The following is a 21,636-nucleotide window of genomic DNA, read 5'->3' on the forward strand; positions in this document are numbered from 1 at the left end:
CCGGCTAACCACACTTTTGGAGGGGAGAGCAACCGCTCTCCCCTCCTTTAATGTCTACCTCGCTACCCGGCTATGGGCGGGGTTGCTTCTGCTTCTTCTTGTTCTTCGCCTTCGTAGAGTGTCCGCCATGAACGCGCGCAGCCTCAAAAACTCCGTCCACGCGGCGCAAACCGTTCAACGTGGCGTTAATGTGCGAAGGTTCAGCCATTTCAACAGTGAACCGCACTGTCGCTACTCGATCCGGCGAAGTGGACATATTGCCCGAGAGAATGTTCACCTGATAGTCCGAGAGCACCTGGGTTAGATCCCCCAGCAGGCGAGCGCGATCCAGCGCCTTAATTTGAATCTTCACCAGATAGTTTGAGGATGCGTTTGTGCTCCACTCGACATTGACGAAACGCTCCGGATGGTTGCGCTGTAGCGCTACGGCGTTAGAACAATCCGGTGAGTGTACAGAAACCCCCTGCCCGCGGGTAATGAACCCGATGATCGGGTCGCCTGGCACCGGTGTGCAACACTTCGCGATCTTGACCCACACGTCACCGCCGCCCATGCCTTCAACGAGGACGTCCGAGCCGGCTGTGGTGGGGTCCCATCTGTTTTGATGAGCGCCCGGCGTGACTCCCTCGGAGAGAGTTTCTTCGGTTCCGAAATCCCCACCGAGGGATTGCATGATCTTTTGCATCACGCTCTGGGCGGAGATACCGCCCTCCCCAATCGCCGCATAGAGCGAACCGATGTCGGGGTAGCCCATGGACGCAGCGATTCCCACGATGGTGTCGTGATTCATGAGGCGTTGTAGCGGCAGGTGTTGCTTGCGCATTGTGCGGGCAAGTTTTTCCTTGCCGGCCTCGATGGCCTCTTCTCTGCGCTCCTTGGAGAACCACGCTTTGATCTTTGAACGCGCCCGCGAGGACGCCACGAAGTTCAGCCAATCCCTGCTGGGGCCTGCGTTCGGAGCCTTCGAAGTGAAAACCTCAACGATATCGCCGCTCTCCAGTTTCGATTCGAGGCTAGAAAGCTTGCCGTTCACGCGTGCGCCTACAGTTGTGTGTCCCACCTCGGTGTGCACAGCGTAGGCGAAGTCTACGGGAGTTGCGCCCGCTGGTAGAACCTGCACCTCGCCCTTCGGGGTGAACACGTACACCTCGTCGCCAGCGATTTCGTAACGCAATGAATCCAGGAACTCTTCCGGATCACCGGTTTCCCGCTCCATTTGAATAAGACCACGCAACCAGTTCATCTGCTCTTCCGGCTTCATCCGGTCCGAGTCAGCGTTCGAAGTTTGCGACGCGTTAGGATCCTGCTTGTACCGCCAGTGCGCAGCCACACCGTACTCGGCGCGATCATGCATCTCATAGGTACGCACCTGGATCTCAACTGGCCGCCCACCCGGCCCCATCACCGTGGTGTGCAAAGACTGATACAGATTGAACTTCGGCGTTGCAATGTAGTCTTTGAAACGTCCTGGCATTGGCTGCCAGCGCGCGTGAATTGCGCCGATAACCGCGTAACAGTCGCGCACCGACTCGACGAGCACTCGCACGCCCACGAGGTCGTAAATGTCGTCAAACGCTTTACCGCGCACAATCATCTTTTGATAGATCGAATAGTGGTTCTTCGGCCGCCCCGAAACCGTGCCGCGCACGCCGTTCTCCCGAAGATCGTCCTCGATAGTTAAAACCACTTCACGCAGGAATTTGTCACGCTCGGGTGCACGCTCGGTGACCAACCGGTCGATCTCTTGATAAATCTCCGGATAAAGCGTTTTGAAGGAAAGCTCTTCAAGTTCCCACTTGATGGTGTTCATGCCCAGCCGGTGCGCAAGCGGCGCGTAAATCTCGAGCGTCTCACGCGCCTTCCTCTGCGCTGATTCACGCGGCACGTACTGCCACGTGCGGGCGTTATGAAGGCGGTCCCCCAGCTTAATCAAGAGCGTACGGATGTCTTTAGACATAGCCACGATCATTTTGCGAAGCGTCTCAGACTGCGCCGCCGCCCCGTACTTCACTTTGTCTAGCTTTGTCACACCATCAACGAGGAGTGCTATGTCCTGACCAAAATCAGCGCTGAGCTGTTCGAGTGTATACTCGGTGTCCTCAACCGTGTCGTGGAGCAAAGCAGCCACGAGAGTTGGAGGGGTCATGCCGATCTCTGCGAGGATAGTTGCAACGGCGACGGGGTGCGTAATATACGGCTCGCCGGACTTGCGCATCTGCCCTTCGTGATACTTCTTTGCCGTTACGTATGCGCGTTCAATGACATCGGTTTCAGCCTTCGGGTGATAGGCCTTTACAGCACGGATAAGGGGCTCAATCTCGGGTGCGGTTGAGCGTCTGCGCGACCCGAACCACAGCAGGCTGGAGCGCACGCGCGAACCACTTACCGGATTAGCGCTGTCTGTGTTACCAGTATTCGACGTCATTCCCTCATGTTATCTCAAACACAAAATGATATTTGAAATTACTGTATGCCCGTCCCATGCGGGACGGGCATACAGTATTCGCTTGTGTTAGCGAAGAGTTAGAAAATCACTCCAGCTTCAACGGGAATTCCCTCGAGCTTAGCGCGCCCTCCAAGCTCTGAAAGCTCCAGTAGAACGTTCACCTCAACGACCTCGGCCCCGCATTGCTTGATCAGTTCAACTGCTGCAGCGGAGGTTCCGCCAGTTGCGAGCACGTCATCAATGATGAGAACGCGACTGCCCTCCTTAACGGAATCAGGGCGGAGCTCCATACGAGCCTCGCCATACTCGAGGGTGTAGTTTACGCCAATCACAGGACCGGGAAGTTTCCCTGCCTTGCGCACCGTAATCATGCCCACGCCAAGAGCGGTGGCAAGCGGAGCAGCCAGGATGAAACCTCGCGATTCCAATCCAGCGATCGCATCCACGCGGCCGCGGTAGTGGCCTGCAAGCGCATCAATAAGGGCCTTGAAGGCCTCACCATTAGCGAGCAGCGGCGTAATGTCGCGGAAGAGAACACCCGGATCCGGGAAGTCAGGAATCTCCCGCAGATTGTCTTTGATAAGCGGTTCAATCCGACTACGCAGTAGATCTTTACTCATTGCCCTTACTTCCTCTTCTTACGCTTTGGCTGTGCGGCCTGGCCCAGATGATGACCGGGCTTGAGGTTCGACGTATGTACGGTCTCAAACGTCGAGTCATTATCTGATGGGGCGGCGCCGACCTTCACTAGCTTATCCCCGCGCGCCTCTAGGACGCTCTTGGTGTGGCCACCGATGCGTTCACGCTTGCCCTCAAGCATTACCAGTACGGCCGGCGCGATGAACACGGAGCTGAAAGTACCAACCGTCATGCCTACAAACAGGGCGAGCGAAATATCAGTCAGTGTGCCCGCACCAAGCAGGAAGGATCCGAGGAACAGAATGGACCCAACGGGCAGGAGCGCGATGATAGACGTGTTAATAGAACGCACGAGCGTTTGGTTAACCGCCAGGTTGACGAGCTCACCAAACGTGTAGCGGGTTTGCTTTGTAACGTTGCGGGTGAGTTCACGCACGCGGTCAAACACAACCACGGTGTCGTACAGGGAGTAAGCGAGAATCGTGAGGAATCCAATTACCGTAGCCGGTGATACTTCCACCTGGATCAGGCTGAAGAAGCCAACCGTTAGGAAAACGTCATGAAGTAGCGCCCACAAAGCGGACAGCGACATCGTCCAAGAACGGAAGTAGAACGCCATCATGGCGCCCACCAGAACCAGGAAGATCACGAGCGACTGCAATGCCTTCTTGGTTACATCCGCGCCCCAAGATGGACCGATGTTGGTTGCATCAACGTCACTTTCAGAAATGCCGTAAGCCTGCGCCAAGGCTGCTCGAACAGTAGCGGTCTTGTCCGCACTGATGTCCTGGCTTTGCACGCGCAGGCCGTCGGTGCCAAGCTGGGAGACTTTAACACCCTCGCCTACACCGTTGGCCTTCATCACGTCGTACGCGAGCTGCTGCTCGGTGGTTTGTACGTGCACGAGAGCAAACTGAGATCCGCCGCGGAACTCGATTGACGGGTTGAGCCCGCGAACCGTGATCAAAAGGATCGATATCAAGATCACCACTGCGCCCGTGGCGAACCAAACCTTACGGTTCTTAATGAACGGGTAGGACTTCTCTCCCGCATATAGGGCATTGCCCCATGAAGCCATACTCATTGTTACTTCCCCTCCTCTTTCGTGGAGGCATCCTCGGCGGTGTCAACCACTGCCGCCTCGGCTTCCATCTTTGCCGATTCTTCAGCCTCACGACGCTGCTGGGCAATCGACTTACGTCCCGGCTGGTCCGCGGTCTTTGCGTGCTTCTCATTTCGCTTCGGCTCACGGAAGCGACCTCGGCCTGCGTAAATCGCAGCAGATTTAGCGCCCAGATGCTCTGGATCAAGACCGGAGAGCTTGTGACCACCGCCAAAGAACTCGGTGCGAACGAGGAGTTCCATAAGCGGGTGGGTGAACCACAGGATGATTGCAAGGTCGACGAGGGTGGTTAGGCCCAGCGTGAACGCAAAGCCCTGCACGCCGCCAACTGCCAAGAAGTATAGGACTGCAGCAGCCAGGAGGTTCACAAAGTCAGAGACGATAATCGTACGCTTTGCACGATCCCAGCCTTCGCTCACAGCCGAAACCAACGGGCGTCCGCTCCGCACCTCATCACGAATACGTTCAAAGTAGACGATGAACGAGTCTGCGGTAATACCAACCGACACGATCAGACCGGCCACGCCAGCCAGGGAAAGTCTGTATCCCATCAACCATGAAAGGAGCGTAATGAGCGTATAGACGATCACACCCGCTGCAATGAGCGAGCCACCTGCAAGTATCGACAAGCCGCGGTACTGCCAAATCAGGTACAGCAACACGAGCACGAGGCCGATAATGCCGGTTAAGAGGCCAGTGCGCAGGTGATCCGCGCCAAGCGTTGCGGAGATGCGTTGCTCGGACTCAACCGTGAAGTTAAGCGGGAGCGAACCGAACTGGAGCTGATTAGCCAAAGCGCGGGCCGAATCTGCGGTGAAGTTACCTTCGATAAGCGCCGAACCGTTCGGAATAACGCTGTTCATGCGCGGAGCGGAAATCACGTTGCCGTCCAACACCACTGCGAAGCGGTTACGCGTGGGATCAACCGATTGTAGATCTACCAGACGCTTGGAGACATCCGCGAAGATGTCAGTACCTTCCTTGTCGAACTGAAGCGAAACAATCCACTTACCTGTGGATTGGCCCTGCTCATTTCGGTTCATGCCCGCCGTTGCAGAAGTTAGGTGAATACCTTCAAGATCAACCGGGCCGAGAATGTACTTCTCGTTTCCCTCAACATCGCAGGCAACCAGTGGTTGCGCCGGATCGTCAACCGATCCCTTCGCGCGCTGTTCGGGCGCCTTACAGTCCGTGGTAAAGAAAGTATGCAGAACCTGCTCGGTAACCCAGTTCGGATCCGAATTATCCTTCGGCTCAGCCACCGGCTTATCGGAAATCTCGCCGTCCTTGTTCGTATCCGCGAGGGTATTAGCAAGCTCTTCCGGTGTCAGCTGCGACAAATCCGGTCCCTCAGCAGCCGTAGGCTCGGCCTGTTCTTCTGCGGGCTCAGTTTCTGAGGGCTGCGCGCTGGGGTCAGTCACGTTCTGATCCGTGCCTTCCCCCGATTGAGCGTTCTTGTATTTCTCCGGGTCAACAACCGCGGGATCACCCGCAGCAAGGACCGGACGGAACCTCATAACTGCAGACGAGCGCACGAGGTTCAAAGTTTCCTCGCTAGGCTCACCGGGCAGCGCCACAACAATGTTGCGCCCCGCCTGGCTCGTGATCTCAGCCTCAGCAACGCCGGATGCGTCAATACGTTTGCGGATGATCTCGATAGCCTGATCCAGGTCCTCCTGAGCGACGGTGACATCCTTAATGTCCTCGCCCTCTTGCGGAGTAGGCGTCAAGATCAGCTGCGTACCACCTTGCAAATCGAGTGCAAGGCCGGGCACCATGCTCGCACTACCGCGTGCAGACCCAATTCCGAGCGTTATTAATGCAATTATTATGAGGATCCCAAGGCTCATCAACTTACGCCCGGGTCTACTCGCTTTCTTAGCCACTTTGGTTCCTTGTTATTTTCTTGCGCCTAAAACTGGCACCTAGTTCTCTTCGCGAGGCTTATCCGACTTAGTGAAGGAGTCATCCCAAATGTCCTCGGCGTCCTCTTCGCCGCCGTCCGTATCCTGCACCGGCGCTTCTGGCAAATCCTCTTGCACAGGTTCCACAGCGGCCTCTTCTTCGGGCTGTGCGGTGATCTCGCCCACCTCGTCTACGTTCTCGTCATCACCCGCAAGAGTGGACTCAAACGGAGGCTCAGCTGCCATCGCGATAGCGCGGCGATCCCAATATGTTTCGTCACCGCTCGGCGACTGCAGAATGTAAACGTCACCATCAATATCCGACACGATGCCGTAATACCCAGAAGCGGTACGGACCCAAGAGCCAATGCCAATCTCGTCGTGCATCTTCTCGAGCTGCTCCTGCTGCTTCTTTCTTCCACGCGAAGACATAAACATCAACACAGCGAGCATGATGAGAAGGATGATCATGAATTCCAAGGGTCGACTCCTAAATATCGTTTGTATCCTAGGTGATTCTATTGTTATTGCCGCCCAAATGCACCCTTCTAGTACCCATAAGAAGTTCGCGTTTGGTCACATTCGCGCTTTTAACCGTCGAATAGCGTTCCCGGCTCTGGCGGGGTAAGTCCCATATGGTTCCACGCCTGAGCGGTTGCCGCTCTGCCGCGCGGGGTGCGAATCATGAAACCTTCCCGCACCAAGTAAGGCTCCGCCACGGTCTCAACAGTTTCCGGCTCTTCTCCAACCGTAACAGCCAGCGTTGCAAGCCCCACCGGACCGCCCCCAAAACGGCGCACTAACGCCTCCAACACGGCGCGGTCCAACCTGTCCAATCCCTGCGGATCCACCTCGAACAGTTCCAGGGCCGCCCTCGTGGACTCAAGATCAATATGCCCGTCGCCGTGCACCTGCGAATAGTCAAGGACACGGCGGAGCAACCTATTCGCAATGCGCGGTGTTCCCCTGGATCTACGCGCGATCTCTGCGCCCGCTCGCTCATCCAAACGTGCCCCAAGCAGGTTTGCCGAGCGTTTTACCACAAGTTCGAGTTCATCTGCCTCGTAGTACTCCAGGTGCGCAGTGAAACCAAAGCGATCGCGCAAAGGGGCGGGAAGCAGGCCGGACCTGGTGGTTGCTCCCACCACGGTGAATGGCGGGAGGGTGAGCGGAATTGACGTGGCTCCTGGACCCTTGCCCACGATAATGTCTACGCGAAAATCTTCCATTGCCAGGTAAAGCATCTCTTCTGCAGTGCGGGCAAGGCGGTGAATCTCGTCGATGAACAAGATATCGCCCTCCTGCAATCCGGACAGGATCGAGGCGAGGTCCCCAGCATGCTGAATCGCAGGCCCGGAGGTGAGCCGCAGCGAAGAGTTCATCTCGTTTGCCACAATCATTGCGAGCGTTGTTTTACCAAGCCCGGGAGGGCCCGCCAACAAAATGTGATCGGGCGTCGTGTTGCGGTGATGTGCAGCAGAAAGAACCAGGTCAAGCTGCGCGCGAACCGTTTGCTGGCCAATAAAGTCTTCAAGCTGCTTTGGGCGTAGAGCGGCTTCTGCTGCGCGCTCTATATCGCCCGCGTCCGCGCCCACTATACGATCAGTATTCTCATCCACGGTTACCTCCCAGGTTGACCAGCGCGGCGCGCAACATGTCGGAGGCATTCAAACCGCTACCCGCGAACTGATCGACAGCAGCCTGAGCCTGCTGCTTTTGCCACCCCAAGCTCTGTAGCGCGGCAATGACCTCATCGGCAACCTCGTCAGCCACCGGCTGCGGCTCCAAAGTAAGACCCTTCGCCGGCCCGAGCTTGTCACCAATCTCCAAAATCATGCGTTGCGCCGACTTCTTGCCGATGCCCGGAATCTTCTGCAGCATCTTCTCATCAGCCGCGGCCAAAGCGCCTCGCAACTCATCTGGCGTATACACGTTCAGTGCAGCAAGTGCAGTCTTCGGGCCAATACCGGAAACCCCTTGCAAAATATCGAACGCCTCAGACTCGTCCTCAAGGAGGAACCCAAACAGGGTCAGCGAATCCTCACGGACCACCAGATTCGTATAGACATCCACGTCTTCGCCACGGCGAATTTCAAGCAACGAGCGGCCGGGCATGTACACCCGCATACCGAACGCCCCTGCCTTAATCACGGCAAAATCCGGGCCGATCGACGCCACTTGCCCACTTAGCGAAGAGATCATTGTGCTCCTTTAGTCCTGCAACAACCCTAACGCTTACCCTGGACACGGGGATCAACCGCACCCTTACGGCGCGTTGCCGCGATCGCGTTTGCCCACTGCTGCTGCGCCGCAGTCATCTTGCCTCGAGCGGACACGCCACCGGACAGTGACACATTAATATCACCATCCTGGCCGGCGCCCTGAAGCCCCGTACCGCGCCAAGCGTGACAGATAGCGATTGCGAGTGCGTCCGCCGCATCAGCCGGTTTAGGCACCTTCGTCAATCCAAGCACGCGCGCAACCATATGCTGTACCTGCGCCTTGCCAGCGGTGCCCGAACCTGTGACAGCCGCCTTCACCTCCGACGGTGTGTGAATCGCGAGTGGCAACCCTGCCCTGCCCGCGCACAGCATCGCCACACCCATGACCTGCATCGTTGTAGTTACCGACTGGAGGTTATCCTGAGCGAAAACGCGTTCAATAGCCATTACCTCGGGCTCGTAGGTTTTTATTGCGAGGTCTATTTCATCCCCAATTTTTGCAAGCCGAAAATGTGTGGCCAAAGACTGCGAGCTACGGGCCACCCCAACGTGAACGAGCCTGGTACGACGCGCGGCATCGACGTCAACAACGCCGATGCCGCAACGGGTCAAACCCGGATCAATACCGAGTACGCGCACTACTCTTCCTCTTGGAATTCCTTTAGTACTTCGTCGGAAGCCGTGAAATTGGTGTAGATATCCTGCACGTCGTCAGACTCTTCCAAAGCATCAATCATGTTCATGATCTTGCGCACGCCTTCAGCTTCCAGCTCCACCTTGGTGGAAGGCACAAAACCAACCTCAGCCGAGTTGTAGTCGATGCCCTCCTCCTGCAAAGCGGTGCGGACGGCCACCAAATCATTTGGCTGACACAAGATGCGGAATTCATCGCCCTGGACCTCTACCTCTTCAGCGCCTGCATCAAGCACGGCCATGAGGATCGAGTCTTCATCCGTATCGCCCTGGTTAGGCACCTCAATAATGCCCTTACGAGCAAACAGGTACGAAACCGAACCCGGATCGGCAAGCGAGCCACCCGAACGCGTGAAAGCAACGCGCACATCCGACGCGGCGCGGTTGCGGTTATCGGTCAAGCACTCAACTAGAACTGCGACGCCATTGGGACCATAACCTTCATACATGATGGTTTCCCAGTCAGCGCCACCGCTTTCTTCACCCGAACCGCGCTTGCGCGCGCGTTCAATGTTGTCGTTGGGAACCGAGTTCTTCTTTGCCTTTTGAATAGCATCGTAAAGGGTTGGGTTAGCATCCGGATCGCCACCACCCGTGCGAGCCGCTACCTCAATGTTCTTTACAAGACGAGCAAAAAGCTTGCCGCGCTTCGCGTCAATTGCAGCCTTCTTGTGCTTGGTAGTTGCCCACTTTGAATGCCCTGACATGAAGAACCTCCCAAAACTGTTTTAACCGCTTAGTTACGTTTCATTGTACTCATCGATTTTAACGCAAGAACGCACGCCTTCGTTATCTCGCCATTTCGCCAGCAAGTGCGGCAACTGGCTGGGGAAAATATTCTCTCTCCCGCACAGCTCCATTACCCCGTCCACATGAAACCAGCGCATTTCATCAAGTAGGTTGCGCTCGTCGTTACTCCAATGCGAATAGTCCAACTCCACCGCGGCCACGTGAGCTATAAAGAACTGTTCGATTTGCCTACGCGTGCGGTCAGCGAAGAACATTTTCGCATCCCTGCAAATGACCGGGCCTTCCAGATCACACGCATCCAACTTGATGCCCGTTTCCTCAAAACACTCGCGCACCGCCGCTTCGCGATGGCTCTCCCCCGCTTCTAAGCCGCCGCCCACCGTGAACCACCAAGAGTGATCCAAATCATTTGCATCATGACCGTGCACAAGTAGCACGCGGCCCGCCTCGTCAATCAAAATGACTCGAGCCGCATGGCGAGTTGGTAATCCATCCTCACCAATCGGCCATTCGTACTCTTTTTCAAGCACGAGGAGCCTCATCGTCGAAGTCAAACGGTTCAGGCATTGGCGCGCGCCCAGCAAGATGGAACATCCGCACGTCCGTCTGTGAACGCAGCCTTACCACCTGCGCTACCTGCTGATTATAAAAACGCCTTGCCGCCCGTAGTTCGAAGCCATTGGTGCGCAGTTTTTGGGCAATCTGCGGATTCTCGCGCTCAACTTGGTCCCAAACCCGCACGAGCCAGGCTGAAATATCAGATTCGCTTGCTCCCGTGTGGCCGCTTTGCCCTGCCGGCGCCGTTGCAAGTAACTGTGCTAACTCGTCGGATGGGAAATCGGCCCCAAAAGAACCATCGTTCAACGCGGTTTTGAGGATTTGCCGGCGGGTCTTCAAATGGTTGAACATGACCACTCGAGCCTGCTCCACCTGCCTATGCAAGCGGTCTACTCGCCGCGCTCGCAAAACCAGCCACAGTCCCACCAGCACAAGCAATACCAGGGTTACAGGCAAAACCTTTACTCCCATGGCTAATCCCTTCTGCTAGCAAAATACTGGCGCAACGAATCTATCAGCGTATCCGTGTTCTCCACCTCCACACTGGCAGTTCCAACCACGGTGGCATATACCGCGAGGATCTTGTCCGTAACCACACCCCAGTCGTACATCTTCGACGCCTCGTGCCCCGTTGCGGCCAACCGGGCAGCCTCTTCAGGGCGGGCGAGGACGTCGTTAATAACCCGCGCTAAATCGGCAGAGTCAGCCGAAGTGAATAAGCGCCCCAGAGCTCCCCCATTGAGCACGAGGCGAAAAGCCTCAATATCGGAAGCAATCACCAGCGTTCCGGCCGACATTGCTTCAACCAGGACGATCCCAAACGACTCTCCTCCAGTTTGCGGTGCTATATAGGCGGTTGCCCCGTGATAGAGCGAGTTGCGAGTCTGTGGATCCACGTCCCCTGCAAACTCGACGTTGTCCGGGTACCTCTCCATCAGCTCGCGCACCGGCGCATCATCGCCGCGCCCAGCAATAATGAAGCGGACATTCGGATGCCGGGCCACAACCTCGTCTATTGCGCCGGCAAGCACGTGCAATCCCTTGCGCGGTTCATCGATGCGTCCAATCCAAAACAGGGTGGGACGCTGGCGCGTGCCCTTCCACTTTTCAATATCGGGAGCATTTGCAAACGGCTCGCGATAAACCCCGTTGGGAATGATAACCGCGTCACCGCCCTGGTGCTCAATGAGAGTTCGGCGTGCTTCGTTAGACACTGCGATCCGCCCGCTAATGCGATCGAGTAGCGGACGCAGAATCGGGACGGCCAGCTTCAATGATCTCGATTTCACCATTGAAGTGTGGAACGTGGCAACGATTGGGCTTTTGGAACTTGCCAAGGCAATCAGCGAGATCGAGGGTGCTAGAGGCTCATGAATATGCACAACATCGAACTTGCCCTCTTCAAGCCATGATTTGGTTTCACTCACCGCCTTGGGGCTAAGGGACAACTGGGCAACCGAACCGTTGTAAGGCACCGAGTAAGACCCAGACACCTTACAAACAAAATCGGGAACTTCAGCTTTTTCAACCGGAGCAAGCACACTTACCTCGTGCCCGCGACGAATAAGCTCGGTTGCAAGATCATGCACGTGATATTGCACGCCACCAGGCGAATCAAACGAGTACGGGCAAACAATCCCGATCTTCACTGCGTGTCCTCCCTCTTGGCACGCTCCCTGGCGCGAGCGAGCCGCGCGGGATCCAAATCCTCTACAAACAGCGGTTGCATCATGTGCCAATCCGCAAGGTTCGATCGAATGAGCGGCACAATAGCGTCCACCCAACGCTGTGTGTCAGCCGGTACATCGCCGGTAACCTGCACCTGTCTGGCATGCAGATGATAGGTTGCTTCCCGACCCGGCAGGCGGCTCATGTGCAGGGCAAATAGCGGAGCGTCCAACTGGCTCGCAAGGGCAGCTGGTCCAGCCGCAACTAGTGCCCTGTGGCCGCCAAAGTCCACTTCAATGCCGCTACCAGAAATGTCTCTATCTGCAAGCAGAGGAACCATCACACGCTTGCCCCGCACGTATTCACGCAACTGTTCAAACACACCCCGTTTTGCGGGAAACACCTTCATGCCAAACGCTGCGCGGCTTTCCACAAAGTAGTTAAATAACTCCGGTGGCTCGAGGACCTCTGCAACCGTAACGACGGGGGCAAGATGAAACGAGGCGAACGCCGCAGCTAAATCCCAATTTCCCCCGTGGGTCATCGCGATAACGATGGGACCGTCCTCTTGGGCAACCGCTTGAGTGAGATCGTCGTCAACGAACACGCTTCGTGAAATCCGCGCTTTGCTCCACCCGGGCAGCGAGGGAGACTGGGCGAACATTTCAAAATAGGATGCAAATGCCTCGCGAATATGCGCGCCATACAACAGCTTATCGCTAAGGCGCTGATGGTTTGCAATCAGTTGCCGTTTGGACTTGGAGTCAAATAACGAGGCTACAACGCCGCTACCTCGACCAAGGCCCGCCGCTACTCGCGGGGGTACGCGTTCGAGCGCCTTAAAAGTTGTAACGAGGCCGTGGCTCACTTACCGCTCAGCTCCCGCTTCACAGCGAAAATGCGCTGGGCCACTGTAAAGAGTGAAGCAAAAGCAACCCAGGTGAGGGCGAGCGCCATGACCCAAAGTGGCAGGCCCAAGCCAACCAGGAACGCGCCCACAAGTCCGACGATTAGCCTGTCCGTACGCTCCGCAATACCCACTTTGGCCTGCGCACCCACAGCCTCGGCTCGGGCTCGAGCATATGAAACCGTCACCGCGCCAATCATTGAAATGAGGCCAGCTATGAACGCCCAGGTTCTCTCCGAGGAAGGAGTGTAGTGCGCGGCAATCGCAAAAGTGAGGGAGCCAAACACGGCACCATCACTGAGCCGGTCAAGAGTGGAATCGAGGAAGGCCCCAAAGGTAGATGAACTACCGGTCAGCCGCGCGAGAGTTCCGTCAAGCGAATCTGCGAACAGGATAACTGCCAGCACGACTGGCCCGATTATCCATTTGCCCGTTCCTAAAAGGCCTACTGCAGCCGCGATAGATAGGACCGTACCCACTACCGTCACCTGGTTCGGCGTGACGCCAAGGCGAGCAAGCAACTTGGCTGGCCCGGTGAAAACCTGCTTTACCAGTCTTCTACCGTGGTTTCCGAGCATTACACACGCTCCCAGTTTGCAACCAGAATCTGCCTCGCATCCTCAATCAGCTGCGGCACAGCCTTGGTCTGCCCAATCACGGGCAAGAAGTTCGCATCCCCCTTATACCGGGGTACAACGTGCTGATGCAGGTGCGCCGCAATACCTGCGCCCGCTACCTCGCCCTGATTCATCCCCAGATTGAAGCCCTGCGCCCCCACTGCCGTGGTGAGTACCTCCATCGCGCGCACGGTTAGCTCCGCAATCTCATTGCGCTCTTCCACGCTTATGTCCGGATACAGCGAAATATGCCTATAGGGGCATACCAGTAGGTGGCCGGAGTTATATGGGAATAGATTCATGAGGACGAACGCGTGCTCACCTCGATGAACAATCAGGCCCTCTTCATCGCTTAGCGAAGGCGCGCGACAAAAGGGGCAGTCGCAGCTACTGGTCGTTGCCGGCTTTTCTTCGCCCTCAACATACGCCATGCGGTGCGGCGTCCACAGACGCTGGAATGCGTCCGGGACCCCCGCAAACTGAAGTGAGCTTTCTACCTCCATCAGTTATTTCGCCGTTCCTTCACCGCTGTGACAATGCGTGCTACTGCCTCGTCAACGGGTACGTTGTTGTCTTGCGAACCATCCCTGAAGCGGAATGAAACCGCGCCGGCCTCTGCGTCCTCACCGCCCGCAATCAAAGTGAATGGAATCTTATCCTTCGACGCGTTGCGGATCTTCTTACCAAAACGGTCATCCGACTTGTCCACTTCTACGCGAATGCCTTGCGCACGGAGCTTGCCCGCGACTTCCTCCAAGTAGTCCGTGAAGACGTCGGCAACCGGAATCGCCCGAACCTGTACGGGAGCGAGCCACGCCGGGAAAGCACCCGCGTAGTGTTCAGTGAGGACAGCAAAGAAACGCTCGATGGAGCCAAACAGAGCGCGGTGAATCATCACCGGACGTTTGCGCGTACCATCAGCCGCCGTGTACTCCAGCTCGAAACGCTCGGGCAGGTTGAAGTCCAACTGGATCGTCGACATTTGCCAAGTGCGACCGATAGCATCCTTAGCCTGTACTGAAATCTTCGGGCCGTAGAATGCTGCACCGCCCGGATCTGGAACTAGATCCAAACCCGAAGCCGTAGCTACTTCTTCGAGCGTACGAGTTGCCTCTTCCCACGTCGCATCGTCACCTACAAACTTGTTCGGATCCTTCGTGGACAGCTCCAAGTAAAAATCATCGAGGCCGTAATCGCGAAGCAAGTCCAGTACGAACTCAAGGAGACCGGTTAGCTCATCCTTCATCTGTTCACGCGTGCAGTAGATGTGCGCATCATCCTGGGTAAACCCGCGCCCGCGCGCGAGGCCATGGACCACGCCCGACTTCTCGTATCGGTAAACCGTGCCGAACTCAAACAGACGTAGTGGGAGGTCGCGGTAAGAACGCCCCTTCGACGCAAAAATCAGATTGTGCATAGGGCAGTTCATCGGCTTCAGGTAATAGTCCTGCCCCTCCTTCACAACCTTTCCGGTCTCTTCATCAACAACCTCGTCCAGGTGCATAGCCGGATACATACCGTCCTTGTACCAGCTCAGGTGGCCCGACTTCTCAAAAAGCGCACCCTTGGTGATGTGCGGCGTGTACACGAAGTCATAGCCGGCCTCAATATGACGCCTGCGTGAGTATTCCTCCATCTCCATGCGGACAATGCCGCCCTTCGGGTGGAATACGGCCAAACCGGACCCAACCTCGTCCGGGAACGAGAACAGGTCAAGCTCGTTGCCCAGCTTGCGGTGATCACGCCTCTCAGCTTCCTCAAGACGGGTGATGTAAGCCGTCAGTTCATCCTTCGATGGCCATGCAGTACCGTAAATACGCTGCAGCTGATCGTTGGCCTGGTTACCCAGCCAGTAAGCGGCCGAAGTCTTCATCAACTTAAAGCCGTTTCCGATCAGCTTCGTATTAGGAATGTGTGGGCCGCGGCAAAGGTCGGTCCAAACCGTCTCATCCTTGCGATTGCGGTTGTCGTACATCGTGAGCTCACTGCCCCCGACCTCAACAGAAGCTCCCTCGGCGTCTGTATTCCCCTTTGATGAGATGAGGTGAAGCTTATACGGCTGATCAGCCAGTTCAGCCTCGGCTTCCTCTGCAGACACGACGCGGCGGCGGAAAACCTGGCCCTCCTTCACGATCCGCTTCATGCGCTTCTCGATCTCTTTGAGATCCTCGGGGGTAAATGGGTATACGTTGCCGAAATCGTAGTAGAAGCCATCCTTGACCGGCGGACCGATTCCCAAGTTAACCTGCGGGTTGATGTCCTGTACCGCCTGTGCCATTACGTGCGTACACGAGTGACGCAAAATGGCCAAACCTTCGTCAGAGCTGATATCAATGCCTTCGACGGTAGCGCCCTGCGGAATCTCCAGGTACAGATCCTTAGCCTCGCCGTTTACTCGCATCGCGATAATCGTGCGCTGATCCTTGAAGAACTCCGTACCGGTGGTACCCGCCTCAAAAGAGACTTCTTCACCATCAATTTGCGCCCTGATTTCGGCCACGAGAACTCCTAATAATCTTCCAAACGAATTACTAGTTGTTATCGTACCGCGCTCGCACGGTCCAGTGTAAAAGGTAGCCGGCTATCGAACCTTGTTGAGGAGCTTTTCACCCAGGGCTCGCGCACCCGTATAGGCCCGTTTCCCCTGCTTCGCGATGCGCAACCCATCGTAAAGGACAGGATGAACTGGAAGATCCCATGCACCATCGACCTCGGTCGCAGCCGCGGCGAAGCGACGCTTGTATATGCCGAGCTCATACAGTTCAGGGAACCGTGTTGAATCCACGCCCATGAGGTCAAGGCTAACGATGCCCTCTTTGCCCAGCTCCAGAGTTGTCCAGCAATCCAAGTACTCGCTGGCCAGCACTTGCCTACCCGCGCTAGAGTGCGCGCCATAGTAGGCTGCGGCTTCGCCGTCATTCATAACAACCATTACCCAAGCGACTATGGCACCCTCGTAGCGCACCCCGTACAGACGCGCGTGATTCGGGCGAAGCGCGTCCAGCATGTTCCAGTACACGCTGATCGGGTGAATCGAGAAACCATTTCGATTCGCCGTCTCTGCAATGACATCGTAAATCTCATTGAAAGCCTCGCGGTCAATATCGGTGAGGTCAACCGCCTGAGCTCCCCCCTCTTGCGCGCGTTTGAACGAGCGACGCATAGAGCGACGCCCCTCCTTAGGCATTGCGGCAAGCATTTTTTCCATATCGCCACCGCACGTGTCGATGAGGACCGTCCTGTCATAGGACATCGTATTAATCAGCTCTTTCAGATCCGGAGCCGAATACCTCGCGTGCAGGCGCACGAACGCAACCTTTGGATCACGTTTCTTGACCTCTAAGACAAGTGCCTCACGGAGCGCAGCCTCGTTGTCAGGCGACTGCGAACGCAACCAAACGGGGCCTTTTTTTGCCCACAGGAACTTCACGCCGCGAATATCGTGTTCAGTTAGGGAAATTAGTGCGATAGTCCGCCCGGATTTCACAAACTCATAACGACCGAAAACCTTGCGGCCAACCCGCGTTTCAAAATCGTCCCATGCACCAGATTGCTCGACTGGAAGAGGCTTCACGCCAGCTGCCTTAACTTTCATTTCTTCAGCCGAGATGCGAATCAACTCATACGTCATGGAACTCCCCGTCTACAGATGCTTCAACAATGCTACATGTTAAACCGGTTTGGAATAGACCGTCGCAATAAGGCAAGGAAGGAGAAAGTATTGGTGGGCGATACTGGGTTCGAACCAGTGACCTCTTCCGTGTGAAGGAAGCGCGCTACCACTGCGCCAATCGCCCGAGGTGGGTACCGGATTCGAACCGGTGTATACGGCTTTGCAGGCCGCTGCCTAACCACTCGGCCAACCCACCAAAGTTGGATTACCAGCGACCTGGCCCCAACAGAGCGGATGACGGGACTCGAACCCGCGACCCTCACCTTGGCAAGGTGATGCTCTACCAACTGAGCCACATCCGCGTACTGGACGCACCATTTAGCACGTTGCTATTTGGTGCATGCGCTACTTTACGCGATTTATTTCAGTAGAACAAATCCGCGCAACAAGCCTAGGGCTCGACGATTAAAGACTGTAGAGAACTCAGCTTTGTGCTGCTTCCTTCTTCATCGAACTTCTTCAGCACTTCGTCGATTGGTGTCTCGTCCTTACCGGGGCGAGCTGCCAGTAGTGCCCACAAAATGCATGCCAAATCGATGATTTCTTGCATGAACGCGCCAACTACAGCCGGCATCATGCCGGTTGCACCGATCAACATGAGGATTATCGAAAGGCCCACGCCAATACCAATCGCTTGCATGGCAACCCTCATTGTTCGCTTACCGATGGCGACAGACCTCGCGGCACGGTAAATGTCATCAAGCATCACAACCACATCGGCAGATTCAGAAGCTGCGGATGAGCCTCGCGCCCCCATTGCGATGCCAACATCTGCAACTGCTAGGACGGGAGCATCGTTAACACCATCGCCTACCGCCGCAACCGGATGTTTAGCCGATTTCACTGCGTCAACTTTCTGCTTGGGAAGCAGGGAGTAGCGGACCTCATCAATACCAACCATGCCGGCAATGGATTTCGCAGTTTCCTCACCATCACCGGTAATCATCATGACGTGTTCTACGCCAAAGTCTTTGAAAGCTGCAACCGTGGTGGCCGCGTCTGGACGCACCTTATCTTCCAGGCTAAACGCGCCCGCCCACTTACCATCAACGCGCGCGTGGACCAGTATCTGCCCAGAATGGAGCTTCACTTGTTTCATGCCATCACTTAGCCACGAACCAGAGCCAACCTCTACCTTGTGACCAAGTACCTCTCCAGTAACACCCTTGCCGGTTGTCTCGGTAACGTTTTGCGCTAAAGGCACCTGAATGTCCAGCTGTTTTGCAGCCGCAATAATCGCAGAAGCAAGGACGTGTGCGGAGTAGCTTTCAACGGCAGCAACCATGGAGAACAGTTCTGCCCCGTCAACACCCTCCGCCACGTAAATGTGAGAGAGCTGCGGGTCACCAAAAGTAAGAGTGCCCGTCTTATCCATTGCAACCGTGTTGATTTTTGAAAGGCGCTCAAGCGTGCCCGAATCTTTGATAATGATGCCTTCCTTCGCCGAACGGTTCATGCCGCCCAGGAATGCGACCGGCGCCGCAATGAGGAGCGGGCACGGCGTTGCTACAACGAGCACCTCAGCGATGCGAACTACGTCGCCCGAAATCCAGTAGGCAATGCCAGCAATGATGAATGCGAACACGGTGAATGGAACCGCAACCTTATCCGCCAGGCGCACCGCCGGCGCCTGAGAATCCTGCGCCTGTCGAACAAGCTCAATGATCTTTTGATACTGCGACTGTGCTGCAACCGCTGTAGCGGTCATAATGATCGCATCCGCGCCATTAACGCCGCCAGAAAGCAGCTCATCTCCCTTGCGGCGTTCCACCGGAAGAGGCTCTCCAGTCAGCGAGGATTCCTCAGTCAGAGCAAAATCGGACTCCAATACGCCATCCACTGGCACCACTTCACCTGGACGTACAAGCAGGCGAGCACCGAGTTCAACTTCTTCGATCGGCACGTCCTTGGGCACCCCGGCGTCATCTAATACATGGGCGACGGTAGGCGCGCCCTCCAAGAGACCCGTTAGCTGGGACCTCGCTCTGTTACCGGCGAAGTCTTCCAACGCCTCACCGCCCGAGAGCATGAGGCAAACGATCAGGGCGGCCCAATACTCGCCCACCAAAACCGTGGAGATTATCGCAGTTATGGCCAGAAGGTCTACGCCCCAGGCGCCTCCCACAATTTCCTTCACCATGTCCCACGCGAGGATCAGGGCCATTACAAGAGCGAACGCGGATACGTACCAGCGCACCCAGCCCACATTGCCAAGCTCAAGGAGGCCGGCCGTTACACCAACAAATAGCGTTGCACCAACTTGCGGGTACGACTTGAAGAACTTAAAAACGGAATGCATAGCCACATTGTCATATACGAAAATCTGGCTTTCTAGCATGAGTAGGCTGTCCTAACTATCGCAGGAGCCCTCTGCAAACAGCGGGTTCTGTAATTAAGAATCGGGTGCCCGGTAGATACCAGGCACCCGATTCATTTGGCGTCGCTACGATTCACGCCGCATACATACCGTTACTGCGCGTTCTTCCTCCGAACGACAGTGAGAACCGCTCCTGCTACAAGCAGAATCACTGCAGCAGGCCACAGGGGCGCTACACCGGTCTTTGGCAGATGCGGAGTAGGCGGAGTGGTTGGCTCAGTGCTCGGCTCTGTGGTTGGAGGAGGCGGAGTCTTGTAGTTCTTGACGCTTACGTCTACAGGAACCGCCACGGGATTGCCCTCATCGTCCTGTTCAGTCTGCAAAGGAACCTCAAATGGAGTGTACTCATTCAGGATCTCATAATCCTTAGGGGCACTAATTTCGCGCGCAAAGTAATTGCCCGGCTCCAGGGCAGGTTCTCCTTCGGGCGTAAACGTACCATCTGCTCCAGTGGTAAACGAACCATCTGCGTTAAAGCCTTCTAGCACGACCTTGCGAACCAGCTTGGTTTCGCAGTTGGCTGGGGCGGTATTGAGCATCTCCTGTAGTTCACTCGGTGAGGACGGGGTGCGCACCGGGCAAACGGTAATCTCTTCCGTATTGGTCAAATCTGGTTCAACACCACAGGGGGATGGTTTATCGTTGACCAGCTGATATAGCTCAAAGTGTGCACCTGCCAGAGCGGTGCCGTCCCCATCCTGCTTAGAGAGCTTGAACGTGCCCGGATTCTTCTTGTAGGTGAAATACATGTGCTGGGTCTCTACGCCCGGCGTCTTGTGATACGACAGCTCGAAGTTTGGCGCCTCGGACTTAACATAACCAGGCATATCCATGCGCCCGTCTTTAAGGATAGGCAGGTCGTTGTCAACGTATGTATAACCCGGGATATCCTTCCTCACGGACTCAAAAGTCGGCTTGTAAGGAATGTTCTTTTCCCCGTAGGGCATGAACGTTTTCGACTCACTATCCCAATTCATCATTGTCAAACCCGAGAGCGACGTCCAGTTTCCTGGTTGCCCTACGTAAAACTCGTACGGGTAACGCGCTAGTGCATAATTCCCAGATCCATCTTGGAACTTAACTTCTCCCGGATTCTCCACTACCCCAGCTAACTCGGGGTAGATGTCGGTGATGCTCTGCTGCGCCATCACAGGCTCTAGCAGCTGATCTTCCAAACATGTAATGGTGGTGTAAGTAGATCCCTCGATCGGGCCGGACCAGAATGACTGGCGTCGATTCGGAATTTTTGCCTCTTCGTCGACATTCTGTACCGCACGGTATTCAGAATCGAGAACATAGCGATAGTCGGCGTAGGCTGGAATGCTCACGTACAGGCCGTTTGCCTTTGCGCCAATCGAACCACCTTGCGTATCGCCAGTAGAACCGGTCCCAATAGACATACCCGCATGATCTCCATCGGCAGGCAGGTAAGCGTCCCACTGGAACGTGTGTTCCTCATCGTTATAAAATTCGTCGTCGAACACTACGTGCACTGGTTCGAAGAAATCTCGCGGGTTATTGTTACCCAGGTGCCTCCATGACCCGTCGTTGTTCTTCACGACCACGCTATCTTGACTGGATGGGTCATATTTTTCGGCTGGTACCGGTTTGCCGTCCATCGTGAAGTTCTCGACCGGCTTCCAGGTATAAGGATCGTTGTCACTTCTTCTGGTGTACTGCCACGTCACGCCAAGGCGAAAATTAAGCGTTGGAGCCATGTCCGGATCAACGGTGTCGTATTTAAACTTCATCGTGGTGCGCACGCCATCACATGGATTAAGTTTCGCTCTGAAACCAAAGTGTGAAAGCCGCGTAACTTCGTTCTCATCGGACCTTATACAGCCATCGCCCGGATCGCCCTGCTTCCAGTTTTTGTCAACCTGGCCGTGGATCCACTCAAAGCTCAAGTCGTAGTCAGGGAACGGTCTTTCAGCTGCCTGTGCGGGAGCAGACGAAATGGTATTAAAAACCAAAAGCGTCACGAATAGCATCGCACTCAGCGCCAGTGCGACCCCTCGTTTTAATACTAAGAATCTTGAATCAGTCAAGGTCTTCACCT

19 protein-coding genes and 3 tRNA genes are annotated in these 21,636 nt (G+C 55.8%); all 22 read right to left on the reverse strand.

The window, feature by feature from the left end; translation table 11 throughout:
- Window positions 1–70 precede the first annotated feature (70 nt).
- Entirely contained in the window at window positions 71–2,425 is a 2,355-nt protein-coding gene (locus HMPREF2891_RS01345; protein WP_070663646.1) for a RelA/SpoT family protein, read from the reverse strand.
- A 98-nt stretch (window positions 2,426–2,523) separates the two neighbouring features.
- Window positions 2,524–3,066, reverse strand: a complete 543-nt coding sequence (locus HMPREF2891_RS01350) for an adenine phosphoribosyltransferase (protein WP_070663648.1) — start codon at window positions 3,064–3,066, stop codon at window positions 2,524–2,526.
- Between the two features lie 5 nt (window positions 3,067–3,071).
- The gene (gene secF / locus HMPREF2891_RS01355) at window positions 3,072–4,169 is read right to left on the reverse strand and encodes a protein translocase subunit SecF (RefSeq protein ID WP_070663650.1); all 1,098 of its coding nucleotides are present in this window, start codon (window positions 4,167–4,169) and stop codon (window positions 3,072–3,074) included.
- A gap of 2 nt (window positions 4,170–4,171) precedes the next feature.
- The gene (gene secD / locus HMPREF2891_RS01360; RefSeq protein ID WP_070663652.1) at window positions 4,172–6,094 is read right to left on the reverse strand and encodes a protein translocase subunit SecD; all 1,923 of its coding nucleotides are present in this window, start codon (window positions 6,092–6,094) and stop codon (window positions 4,172–4,174) included.
- Window positions 6,095–6,133: 39 nt separating this feature from the next.
- Entirely contained in the window at window positions 6,134–6,583 is a 450-nt protein-coding gene (yajC, locus tag HMPREF2891_RS01365; RefSeq protein WP_070620143.1) for a preprotein translocase subunit YajC, read from the reverse strand.
- A 119-nt stretch (window positions 6,584–6,702) separates the two neighbouring features.
- Window positions 6,703–7,731 (reverse strand): Holliday junction branch migration DNA helicase RuvB, encoded by a 1,029-nt coding sequence (gene ruvB / locus HMPREF2891_RS01370; protein WP_102217713.1) that lies wholly within the window; start codon window positions 7,729–7,731, stop codon window positions 6,703–6,705.
- The gene (gene ruvA, locus HMPREF2891_RS01375; RefSeq protein ID WP_070663656.1) at window positions 7,724–8,314 is read right to left on the reverse strand and encodes a Holliday junction branch migration protein RuvA; all 591 of its coding nucleotides are present in this window, start codon (window positions 8,312–8,314) and stop codon (window positions 7,724–7,726) included. Before ruvA ends, ruvB begins: the two co-directional genes overlap by 8 nt.
- Window positions 8,315–8,340: 26 nt before the next feature.
- Window positions 8,341–8,973 (reverse strand): crossover junction endodeoxyribonuclease RuvC, encoded by a 633-nt coding sequence (gene ruvC / locus HMPREF2891_RS01380; RefSeq protein WP_070663659.1) that lies wholly within the window; start codon window positions 8,971–8,973, stop codon window positions 8,341–8,343.
- Window positions 8,973–9,734, reverse strand: a complete 762-nt coding sequence (locus tag HMPREF2891_RS01385) for a YebC/PmpR family DNA-binding transcriptional regulator (RefSeq protein ID WP_070663661.1) — start codon at window positions 9,732–9,734, stop codon at window positions 8,973–8,975. The genes ruvC and HMPREF2891_RS01385 overlap by 1 nt, the downstream gene beginning before the upstream one ends.
- A 33-nt stretch (window positions 9,735–9,767) precedes the next feature.
- On the reverse strand, window positions 9,768–10,307 hold the full coding sequence (locus HMPREF2891_RS01390) for an NUDIX hydrolase (protein ID WP_186822272.1): 540 nt from the start codon (window positions 10,305–10,307) through the stop codon (window positions 9,768–9,770).
- Window positions 10,300–10,806 carry a hypothetical protein gene (locus HMPREF2891_RS01395; RefSeq protein ID WP_070663665.1) on the reverse strand — a complete coding sequence of 169 codons (507 nt, stop codon included), beginning with the start codon at window positions 10,804–10,806 and terminating at the stop codon, window positions 10,300–10,302. The genes HMPREF2891_RS01390 and HMPREF2891_RS01395 overlap by 8 nt, the downstream gene beginning before the upstream one ends.
- A 2-nt stretch (window positions 10,807–10,808) precedes the next feature.
- Window positions 10,809–11,984, reverse strand: coding sequence for a glycosyltransferase family 4 protein (locus HMPREF2891_RS01400; RefSeq protein ID WP_070663667.1), 1,176 nt, complete (start codon window positions 11,982–11,984; stop codon window positions 10,809–10,811).
- Window positions 11,981–12,871 (reverse strand): phosphatidylinositol mannoside acyltransferase, encoded by an 891-nt coding sequence (locus HMPREF2891_RS01405; RefSeq protein ID WP_083311183.1) that lies wholly within the window; start codon window positions 12,869–12,871, stop codon window positions 11,981–11,983. Before HMPREF2891_RS01405 ends, HMPREF2891_RS01400 begins: the two co-directional genes overlap by 4 nt.
- A complete protein-coding gene (gene pgsA / locus HMPREF2891_RS01410; protein WP_070663668.1) occupies window positions 12,868–13,488 on the reverse strand; it encodes a phosphatidylinositol phosphate synthase in 621 nt (206 codons plus the stop codon). The genes HMPREF2891_RS01405 and pgsA overlap by 4 nt, the downstream gene beginning before the upstream one ends.
- Window positions 13,488–14,030 (reverse strand): HIT family protein, encoded by a 543-nt coding sequence (locus HMPREF2891_RS01415; RefSeq protein WP_070620120.1) that lies wholly within the window; start codon window positions 14,028–14,030, stop codon window positions 13,488–13,490. Before HMPREF2891_RS01415 ends, pgsA begins: the two co-directional genes overlap by 1 nt.
- Window positions 14,030–16,027: a threonine--tRNA ligase gene (thrS, locus tag HMPREF2891_RS01420; RefSeq protein WP_070663669.1), complete on the reverse strand. Its 1,998-nt coding sequence runs from the start codon at window positions 16,025–16,027 to the stop codon at window positions 14,030–14,032. The genes HMPREF2891_RS01415 and thrS overlap by 1 nt, the downstream gene beginning before the upstream one ends.
- An 81-nt stretch (window positions 16,028–16,108) precedes the next feature.
- On the reverse strand, window positions 16,109–17,158 hold the full coding sequence (locus HMPREF2891_RS01425) for a lipid II:glycine glycyltransferase FemX (RefSeq protein WP_070620114.1): 1,050 nt from the start codon (window positions 17,156–17,158) through the stop codon (window positions 16,109–16,111).
- A 91-nt stretch (window positions 17,159–17,249) separates the two neighbouring features.
- Window positions 17,250–17,324 (reverse strand) — tRNA-Val (locus HMPREF2891_RS01430).
- A gap of 1 nt (window position 17,325) precedes the next feature.
- Window positions 17,326–17,396: transfer RNA gene (locus HMPREF2891_RS01435), tRNA-Cys, on the reverse strand.
- A gap of 33 nt (window positions 17,397–17,429) precedes the next feature.
- Window positions 17,430–17,502 (reverse strand) — tRNA-Gly (locus HMPREF2891_RS01440).
- Between the two features lie 89 nt (window positions 17,503–17,591).
- Window positions 17,592–19,538: a heavy metal translocating P-type ATPase gene (locus HMPREF2891_RS01445; RefSeq protein WP_070663670.1), complete on the reverse strand. Its 1,947-nt coding sequence runs from the start codon at window positions 19,536–19,538 to the stop codon at window positions 17,592–17,594.
- A 131-nt stretch (window positions 19,539–19,669) separates the two neighbouring features.
- A complete protein-coding gene (locus HMPREF2891_RS01450; RefSeq protein ID WP_148131688.1) occupies window positions 19,670–21,625 on the reverse strand; it encodes a SpaA isopeptide-forming pilin-related protein in 1,956 nt (651 codons plus the stop codon).
- Window positions 21,626–21,636 lie beyond the last annotated feature (11 nt).

The organism is Actinomyces sp. HMSC065F11, from assembly GCF_001813085.1.
GTDB classification, from domain to species: Bacteria; Actinomycetota; Actinomycetes; order Actinomycetales; family Actinomycetaceae; genus Gleimia; species Gleimia europaea.